Origin of the sequence: Nostoc sp. CCY 9925, from assembly GCF_963920935.1 — a bacterium.
Classification (GTDB): domain Bacteria; phylum Cyanobacteriota; class Cyanobacteriia; order Cyanobacteriales; family Nostocaceae; genus Nostoc.
Genome location: NZ_CAWUDO010000032.1, coordinates 39,099 through 54,550 on the forward strand (window position 1 = coordinate 39,099; position 15,452 = coordinate 54,550).

General features: G+C 43.1%; 12 protein-coding genes. 10 read left to right on the top strand and 2 right to left on the bottom strand.

The genetic code is table 11. The annotated features are described in order from the left end of the window. Positions 1 to 369 precede the first annotated feature (369 nt). The 5 genes from ACM0OY_RS17815 to ACM0OY_RS17835 all read left to right on the top strand — a co-directional run bounded on the left by ACM0OY_RS17815 (position 370) and on the right by ACM0OY_RS17835 (position 6,104). Positions 370 to 765 (top strand): hypothetical protein, encoded by a 396-nt coding sequence (locus ACM0OY_RS17815; protein WP_414570177.1) that lies wholly within the window; start codon positions 370 to 372, stop codon positions 763 to 765. Positions 766 to 1,051: 286 nt separating this feature from the next. Next, a complete protein-coding gene (locus tag ACM0OY_RS17820; protein ID WP_414570178.1) occupies positions 1,052 to 1,501 on the top strand; it encodes a hypothetical protein in 450 nt (149 codons plus the stop codon). Positions 1,502 to 1,535: 34 nt separating this feature from the next. Next, positions 1,536 to 3,365: an NB-ARC domain-containing protein gene (locus ACM0OY_RS17825; protein ID WP_414570179.1), complete on the top strand. Its 1,830-nt coding sequence runs from the start codon at positions 1,536 to 1,538 to the stop codon at positions 3,363 to 3,365. Further along, positions 3,289 to 5,880 carry a hypothetical protein gene (locus tag ACM0OY_RS17830; protein ID WP_414570180.1) on the top strand — a complete coding sequence of 864 codons (2,592 nt, stop codon included), beginning with the start codon at positions 3,289 to 3,291 and terminating at the stop codon, positions 5,878 to 5,880. Before ACM0OY_RS17825 ends, ACM0OY_RS17830 begins: the two co-directional genes overlap by 77 nt. 83 nt (positions 5,881 to 5,963) lie before the next feature. Further along, positions 5,964 to 6,104, top strand: coding sequence for a hypothetical protein (locus ACM0OY_RS17835; RefSeq protein ID WP_414570181.1), 141 nt, complete (start codon positions 5,964 to 5,966; stop codon positions 6,102 to 6,104). On the opposite strand, the gene ACM0OY_RS17840 is transcribed toward ACM0OY_RS17835, so the two are convergent. Then, on the bottom strand, positions 6,085 to 6,522 hold the full coding sequence (locus tag ACM0OY_RS17840; protein ID WP_414570182.1) for a GNAT family N-acetyltransferase: 438 nt from the start codon (positions 6,520 to 6,522) through the stop codon (positions 6,085 to 6,087). The two genes, ACM0OY_RS17835 and ACM0OY_RS17840, sit on opposite strands and share 20 nt — an antisense overlap. 153 nt (positions 6,523 to 6,675) lie before the next feature. Between ACM0OY_RS17840 and ACM0OY_RS17845 the strand changes: the two genes are divergently transcribed. Together ACM0OY_RS17845 and ACM0OY_RS17850 are read left to right on the top strand one after the other, a co-directional pair. After that, a complete protein-coding gene (locus ACM0OY_RS17845; protein ID WP_414570183.1) occupies positions 6,676 to 8,118 on the top strand; it encodes a RecQ family ATP-dependent DNA helicase in 1,443 nt (480 codons plus the stop codon). A gap of 580 nt (positions 8,119 to 8,698) precedes the next feature. Continuing rightward, positions 8,699 to 10,588, top strand: a complete 1,890-nt coding sequence (locus tag ACM0OY_RS17850; RefSeq protein WP_414570184.1) for a S9 family peptidase — start codon at positions 8,699 to 8,701, stop codon at positions 10,586 to 10,588. A 189-nt stretch (positions 10,589 to 10,777) separates the two neighbouring features. On the opposite strand, the gene pheS is transcribed toward ACM0OY_RS17850, so the two are convergent. Then, positions 10,778 to 11,770, bottom strand: coding sequence for a phenylalanine--tRNA ligase subunit alpha (gene pheS / locus ACM0OY_RS17855; RefSeq protein WP_414570185.1), 993 nt, complete (start codon positions 11,768 to 11,770; stop codon positions 10,778 to 10,780). A gap of 242 nt (positions 11,771 to 12,012) precedes the next feature. On the opposite strand from pheS, the gene surE reads away from it, so the two are divergent. The 3 genes from surE to ACM0OY_RS17870 all read left to right on the top strand — a co-directional run bounded on the left by surE (position 12,013) and on the right by ACM0OY_RS17870 (position 15,416). Beyond that, positions 12,013 to 12,810: a 5'/3'-nucleotidase SurE gene (gene surE, locus ACM0OY_RS17860; protein WP_414570205.1), complete on the top strand. Its 798-nt coding sequence runs from the start codon at positions 12,013 to 12,015 to the stop codon at positions 12,808 to 12,810. A gap of 298 nt (positions 12,811 to 13,108) precedes the next feature. After that, complete coding sequence (locus ACM0OY_RS17865; protein WP_414570186.1) at positions 13,109 to 14,005, top strand: MBL fold metallo-hydrolase; 897 nt, start codon at positions 13,109 to 13,111, stop codon at positions 14,003 to 14,005. Between the two features lie 337 nt (positions 14,006 to 14,342). Next, positions 14,343 to 15,416 (top strand): bifunctional riboflavin kinase/FAD synthetase, encoded by a 1,074-nt coding sequence (locus ACM0OY_RS17870; protein WP_414570187.1) that lies wholly within the window; start codon positions 14,343 to 14,345, stop codon positions 15,414 to 15,416. Positions 15,417 to 15,452: the final 36 nt, after the last annotated feature.

A 15,452-nucleotide genomic window follows, 5' to 3' on the forward strand; every position in this document is an offset into this window, starting at 1 on the left:
GAGTAATATTACGACATTAGTCATCAAACATTACGACATTAGTCACCAACATTACAATATTAGTCACCAACATTACGATATTAGTGAGTAATATTACGACATTAGTCATCAAACATTACGACATCAGTCAACAACATTACAACATTAGTCATCAACATGAAAGCGATCGTGAATAAACTGAAGCTTGTATGAAGTTAAAATATATTATCTCTAATCAAAATCAGCATCTAGTTCTAGACTTCAGCAAAATCACTGCAATTACCTATAAATATTATGAGAAAAAATATAATTATTTGCGAGTTTTTCTGATACAGAATATAGCTTAATTGAGGCAAGCTAGTTCTAGAAATATCTTCAATGAGTATATTTATGCCTCGTACAAAGCGGACATCGCGGGTTCTAGAAAAAGCTGAATTGAGAACGTCTGGATTCAAAGCAATTGATTCAAACATGGATTTTGGTAATAGTTGCGATTTGGAAAATCTGACTCAATCAATTGAGGAGTTTCGCACTATGCTTGATACTTATAACAACGCTTTAGCTGTGGTTGACTCTACTAAAACTAAAATCGATGAAATGGAAAAAAAGTTGAGTAAACTTTCAGATAAGATGCTGAAGGGAGTTGGTTTCAAGTATGGCACAGACAGCAGCGAATATGAAGTAGCAGGTGGCGTTCGTGACAGCGAACGTATACGCAAAAGCAGGTTGAGTCGCTTGAAAAGTAATGCACGGCAGACATCAGATGAAAATAAGAAATCTGCGTAATTCTGGCATGGGTAAGCTACAGAAAAAAATAGTTAACCACAGATAAATATACATCAGATTGCAACAGGCGTAAGGTACAGATAATCGTAGGGGCACAACATGTTGTGCCCCTACCCGTGTAATTAATTTACTTGAAATACGCTGTACCCGCATTTATCACAAGCGGTGCGTAGCTTGCCCCCATAGGCATCGCCATAAAAAATTATTGCATTAAGTGATTACCCTGAGTTTGACCGCTTATTTGACCGCTTATTATCAGGTGTTGATACAAAATTAGAATAAGCAAATGGATATAGTAACTTTAACTACTTTCTTGACTCCTTTTTTACCGTACTTACTGAAAGCAGGAGAGAAAGCAGCCGAAGAAGCTGGTAAGAAACTGGGTGAAGGGTTTGGCGCTAGTGCCTGGGAAAAAGCCAAAGCTTTGTGGACTAAGCTGCAACCAAAGGTAGAGGCAAAGCCAATGGCAAAAGCTGCGGCTGAAGAATTAGCTAACTCTCCTAATGAGCCGGATGCGAAAGAAACACTCCAGAATGAACTCAAGAAATTGCTTGATAGAGATAAAAATTTAGCTGCTGAAATTGCCAATTTGATGCAGGAAGATTCAGAAGCAATTTCTCCGGTTGTTAATACTTTTAATCAAACAATATCTGGCAATGACAACCAAGCGCAGAATATTCTGGGTGATGGTAATAAGTCGATTGTAAAAGTAGAAGGTGGTGCAACTATCAATTAGTCCAAAAGCCAGAAGATAAGGAGTTAAAACAGTTGTGACCAGTTTAGATCGCAATATTGCGTCTCAGGTTGAACAAACAACTTCAGGGAAGGACAATGTTGCTCAAAGCAGCACGGGTGACAAGAATATTATTATAGGTAAGGCAGATCACCTAACTATTAATTATCGTCGCCCGATTGACAGACCTTTTCAAGCACCGAGTTTACCTGCCAATTTTGTTAATCGCCCAGAAGTTACTAAAAAAATCAAACCTCGTCTACTGGAAAATATATCTAATGCTGGTGCTTTGCTCATCAGTGCAATTCACGGTTTAGGTGGCATTGGCAAGACAACTTTAGTTACTGCCCTTGCCCATGATGAAGATATCCAAAAACGTTTTTCTGGTGGTCTGCTTTGGGCAACTTTGGGACAACAACCAGATATTCTGGCGCTGCTGAGTAGCTGGGTGCAAGCATTGGGAGATTATGAATTTCGTGCCATCAATATAGAAGCAACCTCAGCCCATTTACGAAGTTTACTACATGAAAAGGCAGTTTTACTCGTAGTTGATGATGCCTGGGAACCAGATCATGTTAAACCATTTCTGGTAGCAAGTTCCCAATCTCAGCTATTAATCACTTCGCGGCGGGCTGATGTGGCTGATAGTGTTGGTGCTTATTTGCAACAATTGAATTTGATGACGCCAGCAGAATCTCTGGAATTACTTTCTAAGTCTTTAGGACGAGAAATAAAAGAAGTAGAGAAACAAGAGGCTTTGAGAGTAGCCCAGACTGTGGGATACCTACCCATCGCGCTGAATTTGGTAGCAGCAAGAGTTAAATGGGGAATTACATGGGTGAAGCTGGAAACGGCTTTGAAAGAAGAGGTTGAAAACTTAAAAGTTTTATACGGGGCACGTCAAAAAAACTCTTTAGAAGCAACCTTTAATTTAAGCCTGAAAGCTTTGTGGGACTATGACGAACAAGCTTGGGAAAATTTTATTTGGTTGGGAGTTTTGCCGGAAGATGTCACCATAGCCGCACCAATGGCAGTGACATTATGGGATATGGAATCGCAGGATGAAGCTAATGAGCGTTTAGAGCTACTTTGGAATGATGCCTTACTTCAGTCTGATTCACCTATATCTCTCGGGGGTGTTGAGTGGAAAGGCTACAAGATACATGACTTATTGCATGATGTAGCTCGTGGCCGATTAATTAAATCTCCGCCTACAGGAATGGGTTTGAATTTACTCGATGCTCACAACCAACTGCTAGAACGGTATCAAGGAAAAACCCAAAAAAACCTTTGGCATACCCTACCTAATGATGGTTACAGTCATCAAAATTTAGTTTGGCATTTGGAGAAGGCTGAACGGGTAGAAGAAATTCATCAGTTATTGCGGGAGGAGTCGCAGACAACAAACAATGGCTGGTTTGAAACGCGAGAAAAATTAGGACAAGCTGGGGGTTACATAACAGATATTTCTCGTGCTTGGGAATTAGTAGAAGCGAATTGGACTGAATCAACTTTGCCTCAAGTTGTAGGTTTGCAGTGTCGCTATGCTTTGATGACTGCATCTCTGAATAGTTTGGCAGGTAATTTACCAGTAAAGCTGCTGGTTGCGTTGGTCAAAAATAATTTCTGGACTCCTGAACAAGGATTAGCTTACGCCCTGCAAAACCCACAGCCAAAGCAGAAAGTCAACTCGCTGACAGAACTAGTCAACTATTTGCCACCAAATCTTAAAGAACTAGCGCTGCAAAAAGCCCTTACTGCTGCCAGGGAGAAGCGATCGCGCCGATGCCTTGAGAGCCTTAACAGAGAAACTGCCATCAGAGTTATTGCCAGAAGTGCTTACTGCTGCCAGAGAAATTCAGAATGAGAGCGATTGCGCCAATGCTTTGAGTGCCTTAGTACAGAAACTGCCACAAGTTTTACCAGAAGTCCTTGCTGCTATTAGGGAAATTCAGAATCAGAGCGATCGCACTAAAGCTTTGAGTGTCTTAGCACAGAAACTGCCACCAGAGTTATTCCCAGAAGTCCTTGCTGCTGCCAGGGAAATTCACAATGAGAGCGATCGCGTTAAAGCTTTGAGTGCTTTAGCACAGAAACTGCCACTAGAGTTATTCCCACAAGCCTTTGCTGTTGCCAGGGAAATTCAAGATGAGATCGATCGCGCTAAAGCTTTGAGTGTCTTAGCACAGAAACTGCCACCAGAGTTATTCCCACAAGCCCTTGCTGTTGCCAAGGAGATTAGGTATCAAAACTATTGCGCCGATGTTTTGAGTGCCTTAGCAGAAAAACTGCCACCAGACTTGTTGCCAGAAGTCCTTGCTGCTACCAGGGAGATTAAGTATGAGTATTATCGCGCCAATGCTTTGAGTGCTTTAGCACAGAAACTACCACTAGACTTGTTGCCAGAAGTCCTTGCTGTTGCCAGAAAAATTCAGGATGAAAATGATCGCGTCAATGTTTTGAGTGCCTTAGCAGAGAAACTGCCAGAGTTATTCCCAGAAGCCCTCGCTGCTGCTAGGAAAATTCACTCTAACAAGTATCGCGCTAATGCTTTGAGTGCCTTAGCAGAGAAACTGCCAGAGTTATTCCCAGAAGTCCTCGCTGCTGCCAGAGAAATTCAGTCTGAGGAGTATCGCGCCAATGCTTTAAGTGCCTTAGCACAGAAACTGCCACCAGACTTGTTGCCAGAAGCTCTCGCTGCTGTCAGGAAAATTCAGAATGAGAGCTATCACGCCAATGCTTTAAGTGCGTTAGCACAGAAACTGCCGAAGTTATTTCCAGAAGCTCTGGCTGCTGCTAGGAAAATTCAGGATAAGAAGTATCGTGCCAATGCTTTAAGTGCTTTGGCAGAGAAACTCCCACCAGAGTTATTGCCAGAAGCCCTCGCTGCTGCCAGGGAAATTCAGGATGAGAAGTATCGCGCCAATGCTTTAAGTGCCTTAGCACAGAAACTGCCAAAATTATTGCCAGAAGCTCTCGTTGCTGTCAGGGAAATTCAGGATGAGAAGTATCGCGCCAATGCTTTGAGTGCCTTAGCAGAAAAACTGCCACCAGACTTATTTCCAGAAGCCCTAGCAGCAGCGAGGGCGATTAAGTATGAGGCGTATCGCGCCAATGCTTTAAGTGCCTTAGCACAGAAACTGCCACCAGACTTGTTGCCAGAAGTCCTTGCTGCTGCCAGAGAAATTCAGTCTAAAAAGTATCGTGCCAATGCTTTGAGTGCCTTGGCAGAGAAACTGCCACCAGACTTGTTGCCAGAAGTCCTTGCTGCTGTTATGGCGATTCCGGATGAGAAGGAGCGCGCCAATGCTTTGAGTGCCTTAGCAGAGAAACTGCCACCAGAGTTATTCCCAGAAGCCCTTGCTGCTGTCAGGGCAATTAAGCATGAGGCGTATCGCGCCAATGCTTTAAGTGCCTTAGCACAGAAACTGCCACGAAAGTTGTTGCAAGAAGCCTTGACTGCTGCCAAGGAGATTCAGGATGAGTATTATCGCGCCAATGTCTTGAGTGCCTTAGCACAGAAACTGCCAGAGTTATTCCCAGAAGCCCTTGCTGCTGTCAGAGCTATTCAGCATGAATATCCTCGTGCCCATGCCTTGAGTACCTTAGCTGACAAAATGCCACTAGACTTGTTGCCAGAAGTCCTTGCTGCTGTCAGGGAGATTAAGTTTGAGGAGCATCGCGCTAATCCTTTGAGTGCCTTAGCACAAAAACTGCCAGAGTTATTCCCAGAAGCCCTCGCTGCTGCCAGGAAAATTCATAATGAGGACTCTCGCGCCGATGCTTTGAGTGCCTTAGCAGAGAAACTGCCACCAGACTTGTTGCCAGAAGCCCTCGCTGCTGCCAGAGAAATTCAGGTTGAAAGTTATCGTGCCAATACTTTGAATGCCTTAGCAAAAAAACTGCCACCAGACTTGTTACCAGAAGCCCTCGCTAATGCCAAGGCGATTCAGTATGAGAAGGAGCGCGCTAATGCTTTAAGTGCCTTAGCTGAGAAACTACCACCAGACTTGTTGCCAGAAGCTCTTGCTGCTGTCAGGGAGATTCAGTCTGAGAGCAATCGTGCCAATGCTTTGAGTGCCTTAGCAGAGAAACTACCACCAGAATTGTTGCTAGAAGCCCTTGTTGTTGCTAGAGAAATTCAGGATGATAGCGATCGCGTTAAAGTCTTGAGTGCCTTGGCTTCCGGTTTGTCAAAAATGCCATCCACCGAACTTTTTCCCCTTTGGCAAGATACACTTCATCAACTATCTCTTCGGACTCGCCCTGTTTTGCTGCAAGATATCAAGGCATTGTTTCCAGTTATCTTTGCATTAGGTGGTGAAGCAGCAACGGCAGAAATTGCCCGTGCAATTGTGGATGTGGCGCGATGGTGGAGGTAATTTAACAGGGATTTAGAATGCCCCTACCCAGTATCCATTCAATTGATAATTGCTATAAGGAATAAATAATAAAGTTCAGTTGAATGTATATCACTACCCAGAAAGAGGAATTTAGCTATGCTTACATCAATGCGATCGCCTCTGCTGCGGGTTATTTTGCGTCACTGCGTAGTCCTAATAATAAGTTTTCAACCGAACATGATATTAAGGGCGATCGCAATTAGGATTTAAACGCATCATGATTTTCTCCGGCTCAGTCAAATTTTTAAAACCATAACGCCGATAAAGCCCATGAGCATCTCTTGTACCTAACATCCACCTTTGAACATCTTGCAATTCTGGATATTCTAAAATATATTCTACAAACCATTTGCCTAAACCCTGTCCTCGGTAAGGCTCTAAAATAAAAACATCTTTTAATAACGCAGAAGTCGCATAATCAGTAATGACTCTTGCAAAGCCAACTTGTTGTTCGCTCTCATACAATCCAAAACATAAAGAATTGTTGATTGATTTTTCTACAATTGCTAATGAGATGTTTTCCGCCCAATAAGAAGTTTGTAAAAAATCATAAATCATTTTAATATCTAACTTAGACTTATCTGTGTTGATGTAAAACCTATGTTTTAACTCTTCGTTCATATTTTATTTAATAATTTAAAAATAATAATTAATTATAATTCATTGTTGCACTCAGTGGCTTGCAATATTCAGATGATGAAACTACTGAACCATTAGCTGCAAAGCAGAAGCTATATTCAGTGTTCAAGGATATAGGTGCATCTAGTATTAATTATGAATCAGCCAATAACAAAATCTTGGCAAGAAGTTCTCGCTGCTTTTCAAAAAATTTGGGGTTATGAAGATTTCCGTCCGCCACAGGGAGAAATCGTCAGCAGTTTGTTAGCGCAAAAAGATGCGCTGATTATTATGCCCACAGGTGGAGGAAAGTCAATTTGTTTTCAACTTCCCGCACTACTACAAACAGGATTAACTTTGGTAGTTTCTCCTTTGGTGGCGTTGATGGAAAATCAAGTACAGGAACTACGAGAAAACCACCAAAAGGCAGCACTTTTGCATAGTGAATTATCTTCATCTCAACGCCGTGCAACTCTGCAAGCTTTGGAACGCCAGCAGCTAAGATTACTCTATTTATCGCCAGAGACTTTGTTGAGTGCGCCAGTATGGGAAAGATTATCTCAGCCGCAATTGCAAATTAATGGTTTGATTTTAGATGAAGCTCATTGTTTAGTGCAGTGGGGTGATACTTTTCGCCCAGCTTACCGCAGATTAGGGGCGGTGCGCCCTGCGTTGCTAAAATCAAAACCACCAGGAACAAAAATCTGCATTGCTGCTTTTACCGCTACTGCTGACCCCTTGGCACAAAAAATTATTCAAACAGTTTTACAATTACAGCAACCAGAGATTTTTCGGCTGAATCCTTACCGCCCTAATTTGCATCCTAGCGTTCGCATCGCTTGGACGCCACGAGGTAGAAAACAACAATTATTAAAGTTTATTCAAAATAGACCGCAACAATCGGGGTTAGTTTATGTTCGCACCAGGCGAGATAGTGAAGATTTAGTCCAATGGTTAGCAGACATGGGTTATGCCACAGCGAGTTATCATGCAGGATTAGGTGCAACAGAACGCCGTGCAGTGGAAGCCAGCTGGTTAAGTGGGAAAATGCCATTTGTGGTTTGTACCTGTGCGTTTGGGATGGGGATTAATAAAAGTAATGTCAGGTGGGTTGTCCACTTTCAGCCGCCACATCTGCTTTCAGAATATGTGCAAGAAATTGGTCGTGCTGGCAGAGATGGCAAACCGGCCCAAGCGTTGACATTGATAAGTGAACCTACGGGGTGGTTAGATCCTGAAGATAAGCAAAGACAGCAGTTTTTTCAAGAACAAATGCGATCGCAACAACAAATAGCGCAGCAACTTATGAAAAAATTACCAAAGCAGGGAGAAGTAAACCTAGTAACTCGACAATTTCCCGAAGCTGCTACAGCCTTAGCTTTACTCCACAGCAACGGTCAGTTAAACTGGCTTGACCCTTTTCATTACTCCATTGAGGAAAAAGCGAAAAATCAGCCAGGGACGCAATTACACGCCGCCAAACAAATGCATAAATATCTCACAAGCAAGCAGTGTCGTTGGCAGTTTTTGTTACACGCCTTTGGTTTTGATAAAGAAGCAGCCAACTGGCGTTGCGGACATTGCGATAATTGTCGCTAGCCTAGACTTTGTTCTGTGCCGCCTATCCTGCGCTTGGTTGAGGGTTGCTGTTGTAAAGTTAATTACGATTACTAAGAAATTAATTATCCAATCTTGTGGGGTGGACATCCTGTCCGCCCTTTGTTATCGGCGGGCGAGACGCCCACCCCACAAGAAAAGTTGAATATTTTTTTATTTAGAAGTGTCATAATTTATTATTCACGAGTATCAAAGACTCGTTCACGAGTATCAAAGACTCGTCGCCGAGTATCAAAGACTTATTCACGAGTGAACGACTACGCTAGACTGGACATTATAATGCTCACCCTACAAACAACTCATCTAAATTAAAAATACAAATCATTTTTCCATCTTTGTTTACCTCTTTTATTTCCCAGCTAGGTTCATCCAATAGGATGAATTGTCATTTTCAGCAGCAAGTAACAATGGGGTAGTTAGCATAATTCGTAATTGCTACCTCACTGATAAATCCGTTTCCTCGAAACTAGGAAAAATATTTGTCTTTTTCTCTAAATTTATTTAGAGGCATGAAACCTGAATAAATTAATTACGAATTATTCACTCAAGTAGAGGATAAAATATGTCATCTGCAACAGCAACCTCACTGCCACCGCTGATTCCGCGTGAAATTCTCTTTGGAAATCCCGAAAAAACTAGCCCAAGGCTGTCGCCAGATGGTAAATATTTGGCATATATCGCCCCCAATGAACAAAATGTCTTGCAAGTATGGTTGCGAACTGTGGGACAAGAAGACGACCAAATACTGACTGCGGATAAAAAACGTGGTATCCGTGTTTTCTTTTGGACTTATAATGCTGACCAGTTAATTTACATGCAGGACTCAGACGGTGATGAAAACTTTCACCTCTATTTAGTCAATATTGAGTCAAAGATTGTGCGTGATTTAACGCCATTCCAGGGTGTAAAAGTAGGCTTTGTAGATATAGACCCTAAATTTCCAGACCAAGTACTGGTAGGTTTGAACTTAAACAATCCCCAAAAGTTCGACGTTTACCGTATTAACTTAAAAAATGGTGCGGTGGAGTTTGACACCGACAACCCCGGAAACATTATTAGCTGGACAGCTGACGCTGATTTCCTAGTACGTGCAGCAACGGCTGGTACTCCTGATGGTGGTTATGATTTGTTATTACGGGAAACCACAGATAAACAATGGGAAATTCTGCGCCATTGGGGGCCAGAAGAAGAAGGAAGTCCTGTTAGTTTTTCTGCTGATGGCAAAACACTTTATATCGAAGCCAATCATGATGCTAATGCCCAACGCTTGCTAGCTGTTGACTTAAAAACCCGTCAAGAAACCGTCATGGCTGAAGATGAGCAGTACGATCTTGTGGGTGTAGTAATTCAGCCCGTGACGCGAGTTATCCAAGCAGTTTCTTTCTACAAAGACAAGCAGGAATGGCGGATAATTGACCAGAGTATTGCTGCTGATTTTGAAGAAATTGCCAAGGTGCGTTCTGGGGAGTTCTCCATAATTAGCCGTGACTTAGAAGATAAAAACTGGTTAGTGGCTTATAACACTGACGATGGCCCAGTTTATTACTATGCCTACAAGCGAGAGTCAAAAACTAGCACTTTCCTGTTTAGCAACCAACCGAAACTCGAAGGGTTGCAGTTAGCTTCAATGCAACCGATTTCCTATGAGGCGCGGGATGGTTTGACTATCCACGGTTACCTAACAATCCCTGTGGGAATACCCAGCCAGAATTTACCAACAGTACTGCTGGTTCACGGCGGCCCTTGGGTGCGGGATACCTGGGGTTTAGATCCGGAAGCGCAATGGCTAGCTAACCGGGGTTATGCTGTTTTACAAGTGAATTATCGGGGTTCCACTGGTTATGGTAAGGCATTCGTGAATGCTGGAAACCGGGAATGGGCTGCCAAAATGCACGATGATTTAATTGATGCTGTTAATTGGCTAGTGGAAAAAGGTATTTCTGATCCGCAAAAGATTGCGATTATGGGCGGTTCTTATGGTGGTTACGCGACTCTGGTGGGGTTGACTTTTACACCAGAAATTTTTGCTGCTGGTGTGGATATTGTGGGCCCTAGTAACTTGATTACTTTAATCCAAACTATACCGCCTTATTGGGAACCACTCAAGGCAATGTTTTATCACCGTGTTGGGAATTTAGAAACAGAAGAAGATTTTTTGAAATCGCGATCGCCTTTATTTTTCGCTGACAAAATTCAAAAACCTTTACTCATCGGTCAAGGTGCAAACGATCCGCGAGTGAAACAAGCAGAAAGCGACCAAATTGTTAAAGCAATGCAACAAGCTGGTTTACCAGTGCAATATGTACTTTATCCCGATGAAGGACATGGTTTTGCCAGACCAGAAAATCGCTTGCATTTTTTTGCGATCGCCGAAGAATTTCTCGCTCAATATTTAGGTGGAAGATTTGAGCCTTTGACAGAGATTCCAGGTCATTCAGGAATTGTTAATTAAGTTCATCCCACCCCTAAAAAAGGATGGGATTTCACGTTGACTGTTGACGGTTAACACTCAACAGTCAACGGTCAGCGTTAGAAAACACCACGGTTAGTTATTTCTGTTTTATGAGATTGGGTGCGATCGCAATTTTACGAAATGCAATTCTCTTTAGTAAATGCCTGATTATTTAAAGCGATCGCTTACTTAAAATTGCTGCAAAAATCGCAAATCGCTGGTATACAAACGACGAATATCATCGATTTGATGTAATACCATTGCAAAGCGTTCTACACCAAAACCCGCAGCAAACCCAGTATAAATTTCTGGGTCATAACCCACCGATTTCAGTACATTTGGATCGACCATACCGCAGCCCATTACTTCCAGCCAGCGACCATTCCACTGCAAATCGACTTCAGCGGAAGGTTCGGTAAACGGGAAATAACTAGCACGGAAGCGAATAGGTAAATCGCCAAATATTGCTTGTAAAAACAGCTTAATTGTGCCTTTGAGGTCTGTAAAAGTTAATCCTTCATCAATGGCTAAAAGTTCTATTTGATGGAAAACTGCTGAGTGAGTGGCATCTACATTATCTCGCCGATAAACTCGCCCTGGAGCCACAACCCGAATTGGTGGTTCCTCTGTTTCCATGTAGCGAATTTGCACCGAAGATGTATGAGTCCGCAGAAGGTTGCCGTCTGGCAGATAAAAAGTATCCTGCATATCACGCGCTGGATGGTCAGGCGGGGTATTAAGCGCCTCGAAGTTGTAGTAATCTGTTTCCATCTCTGGCCCTTGAGCCACGGTGTAGCCCATACCGACAAAGATATCCAGCGCCCGGTCAATAATGCCATTCAGGGGATGAATACGACCTTGGGGGCGGTAAATTCCCGGCATAGTGACATCGAGAGTTTCAGCCTCCAGCTGGGAGCGAATTTGCGCGGCTTCCAAGGCGGCACGTTGTTGGTCTAGACTAGTTTGCAGGGACTCTTTGACTGTATTGGCGATCGCCCCAATTATCGGTCGTTCCTCTGCACTCAGCTGCCCCATACTTCGCAATAGCGCCCCCAGTTCTCCTTTTTTGCCCAGATAGCTAACTCTGAGTTCTTCTAGACGTTCTAGGGTATCAGCGGCGGCGATCGCTTGTTCTCCTTGATGCCGCAGTGCTAAAAGTTGAGCTTCTAAATTATTAGTCATTGGTCATTGGTCATTGGTCATTAGTCATTAGTCTATAGTCAAAAGCTGTGAACTGCTCGATCGATAAACTTACAGCTATGCATGAATTAAACCAAAGGCAATGGTGGAAACCAAACCTCTGTTTATCAGTTAGAGAACATTGGGTCGGTAAGTGTGTTCTTTTGCCTGATGCTTGTGACAACTGTCATTGACAAATGATCAATGAGCAATGACAAATGACTAATGATAAATGACTAATGCATATGAAATTACTAATTAGCAACGACGACGGTATTTCTGCTCTGGGTATTCGTACCCTAGCCAACTACTTAGCACAAGCAGGCCATGATGTTACTGTAGTTTGCCCAGACCGAGAGCGATCGGCAACTGGACATGGATTAACTATGCACCAGCCAATTCGCGCTGAAATTATTGAGTCTGTTTTTGATCCGGCTGTGAAAGCTTGGGCTTGCGATGGTACGCCCTCAGATTGCGTCAAATTGGCGCTGTGGGCTTTGCTAGAGACTCCCCCAGATTTCGTTCTTTCTGGCATCAATCAAGGTGCCAATTTGGGAACTGAAATTTTGTATTCTGGCACTGTTTCTGCGGCAATGGAAGGTTTAATTGAAGGCATTCCCAGTGTCGCGATGAGTCTTACCAGCCATACCTCAAAAAACTTTCAACCTGCTGCTAAGTTTGCCAAAATTCTTTTAGACCAGTTAGCCCAAAAACCACTACCAGATTTGATGTTGCTTAATGTCAATATTCCTGCTGTTGAGTGGGAAGAAATTGCTGGAGTGACTCTCACCCGTCAAGGAGTGCGGCGTTATATAGATGTATTCGATAAACGAGTCGATCCTCGTGGAAAAACGTACTACTGGTTAACTGGAGAAGTCATTGAGGATGTGGAACCGCCAATCGGGTTAAATTTGCCGCAAAATGTACCTATAGATGTGCATGTTGTACGTAATAACTACATCAGTATAACTCCCTTACAGTACAATCTTACCTACGGAACTGGACTAGATAAATTATCTCAGTGGGAATTCAAGTTTTCCTGAATCATTGAATTATTAGGAAAAAACTGGAATTAATTAAATGCATCACATCAAAATGTAGGCTATAACGTAGGGGCACCTTTGAGATAATGGATACACATACACCTGAAAAATTTGAAAATAATAGCTTAGAGTACCTCATCGATATTTACACAATCAGCCGGAAACAGGGTATGCTGTTTTACCAAGAAATCTTCCCTCTAATCCTTCCCCTACTAAAATCGATCAGACAGCATAAACTTAAACCACACAGGTAACAATTTTTCCATTTATCGCCCGCTCAGTCCAGCAAGCAACACCCATGTCTAGGATAGAGAATCAATTTACCGTGCAATTTTGGGGGGTTCGCGGCAGCATCCCCAGTCCAGGACCACACACCGTTCGTTACGGCGGTAATACCCCTTGCGTTGAGATGCAAGTGGGCGGTAAACGCTTAATTTTCGATGGTGGCACAGGGCTGCATGTTTTGGGGCAATCTTTATTGCGCCAGATGCCGTTAGAAGCTCATATATTTTTCACCCACTCCCACTGGGACCACATGCAGGGTTTTCCCTTCTTTGTTCCAGGGTTTGTTAGGGGGAATGACTTTCATATTTACGGCGCGATCGCTCCTGATGGTTCTACCATAGAACAGCGCCTCAATGACCAGATGCTCCACCCGAATTTTCCCGTGCCCTTACAAATCATGCAAGCCAATTTAAGTTTCCATGATATTCGACCGGGGCAACCAATAGATATTGATGATATTACCGTTGAAACAGCACCTTTAAATCATCCTGGTGAAGCTGTAGGATACCGCGTCAACTGGCGCGATGGTGCTGCTGTTTATATCACTGATACCGAACATTTTCCCGACCGACTCGATGAGAATGTGCTTTGGCTAGCTCGTAATGCCGACGTTTTAATTTACGATTCCACCTACACTGACGAGGAGTATCACTCGCCAACGTCCCCGAAAATTGGCTGGGGACATTCTACCTGGCAAGAAGCTGTGAAAGTGGCACAAGCGGCTAATGTCAAAACTTTGGTGATTTACCACCATGACCCAGCACATAATGACGACTTTTTGGATCGTGTAGGCAAACAAGCAGCTGCGAAATTCCCTGGTGCGATCATGGCACGGGAAGGAATCGTACTTCAAGTTTCTACCTCAGTTTCATTATCAGAATCTTTTCCTGTTAGCAAGTTTTCTGTCTAAAGCTTGCGATCAAAGCAATTGTAGATTTTAGATTAGATTGGTGATCAGAAGCTTTCAGCAGGAGATTGTACCTGTTGGCTATACGTTGAGACAGTGCTGCCCAAGCAAGTTGTCGCAGCGCCAACTACAGAATAAGAGCGACAACACACATTGGCATTGGGCATTGGGTATTGGGCATTGGGCATTAGACTAATGACTAATGACTAATGACTAACGACTAATGAGTAATGAGTAATGAGTAATGACTAGTTAGTCAAAAGCTGTCCTCCTCAAAGCGGTTTACCATAAGGTAGCTTCCTGCTGATAGCTAAAATAAACCTAAAATCTCAAAATCCACGTGCTAAATTTGTCTCAAAATGGGTGTTCTGTGTGGGTTGCTTCTTCCAGCGAAGGGCTACTAACGCCGACTGCTGTTGCACTTGGCAAATTTGATGGTGTACATCTTGGTCATCAAAGGGTAATTGAGCCAGTATTGCACGCTGGTGGTCAGTTTTCAGTGGTCAGTAGTCCACAGTCTAATGAAAATCAACAACTGACAAATCAACAATATATTTACTCGACAGTTGTCACCTTTGATCCCCACCCACAGGAGTTTTTTACGGGGCAACCCCGGACTTTGTTAACGCCACTCGATGAAAAAGTCCAGCAATTGCGATCGCTTGGAGTAGAACAACTGGTATTACTACCCTTCGACAAAGAATTATCAGCTTTGACCCCTGAAGAATTTGTAGAAAAAATTCTCGTCCAACAACTCCAATGCCAGCGAATTAGTATCGGGGAAGATTTTTGTTTTGGCAAAAAGCGCAGTGGTACTGCTAAAGATTTGCAATTATTCGCCGCCAAATACAATATTCCTGTTACCATCGTTCCCTTGCAAACTTATACAGGTGACTCACCTACCCAAACCAGTTGCACCAGTAATACTCCAAGTCAGGATGCCCGCATTAGCACTTCATTCATCCGTCAAACCCTTGAACATGGGGATATCGAAAATGCAAATCTCCTACTAGGACGCCCCTACACCCTCCTTGGTTTAGTTGTTCAAGGACAGCAACTGGGCAGAACCATTGGCTTTCCCACCGCAAATCTCCAGCTACCAAAAGAAAAATTCTTACCCCGTCAAGGAGTTTACGCTGTGCGAGTTTTCACTCTCAGTGAAACACCAGATCTATCCCCCAGTACCAACTTAGGCGTCATGAATATTGGTAACCGCCCAACTGTAAACGGTGTTTCTGCATCTGTGGAAGTACATTTGTTCGATTGGTCTGGTGATTTGTATGGTAAAAAACTGGCTGTAGAACTAGTCAAATTTTTACGCCCTGAACAAAAATTTCCCTCTCTCGAAGCCCTGAAAACACAAATTCAACTCGATTGCGTAGCCGCTAGACAAGTTCTGAGTGTTGAGTGCTGAGTGCTGAGTGGGAACAATAGATAGGGCATTGGGCAT

Coding starts and splice junctions, on each gene's coding strand:
- ACM0OY_RS17815 (WP_414570177.1), top strand. CDS start 370: ATGCCTCGTACAAAGCGGACATCGCGGGTTCTAGAAAAAGCTGAATTG.
- ACM0OY_RS17820 (WP_414570178.1), top strand. CDS start 1,052: ATGGATATAGTAACTTTAACTACTTTCTTGACTCCTTTTTTACCGTAC.
- ACM0OY_RS17835 (WP_414570181.1), top strand. CDS start 5,964: ATGTATATCACTACCCAGAAAGAGGAATTTAGCTATGCTTACATCAAT.
- ACM0OY_RS17840 (WP_414570182.1), bottom strand. CDS start 6,522: ATGAACGAAGAGTTAAAACATAGGTTTTACATCAACACAGATAAGTCT.
- ACM0OY_RS17845 (WP_414570183.1), top strand. CDS start 6,676: ATGAATCAGCCAATAACAAAATCTTGGCAAGAAGTTCTCGCTGCTTTT.
- ACM0OY_RS17850 (WP_414570184.1), top strand. CDS start 8,699: ATGTCATCTGCAACAGCAACCTCACTGCCACCGCTGATTCCGCGTGAA.
- pheS (WP_414570185.1), bottom strand. CDS start 11,770: ATGACTAATAATTTAGAAGCTCAACTTTTAGCACTGCGGCATCAAGGA.
- surE (WP_414570205.1), top strand. CDS start 12,013: ATGAAATTACTAATTAGCAACGACGACGGTATTTCTGCTCTGGGTATT.
- ACM0OY_RS17865 (WP_414570186.1), top strand. CDS start 13,109: ATGTCTAGGATAGAGAATCAATTTACCGTGCAATTTTGGGGGGTTCGC.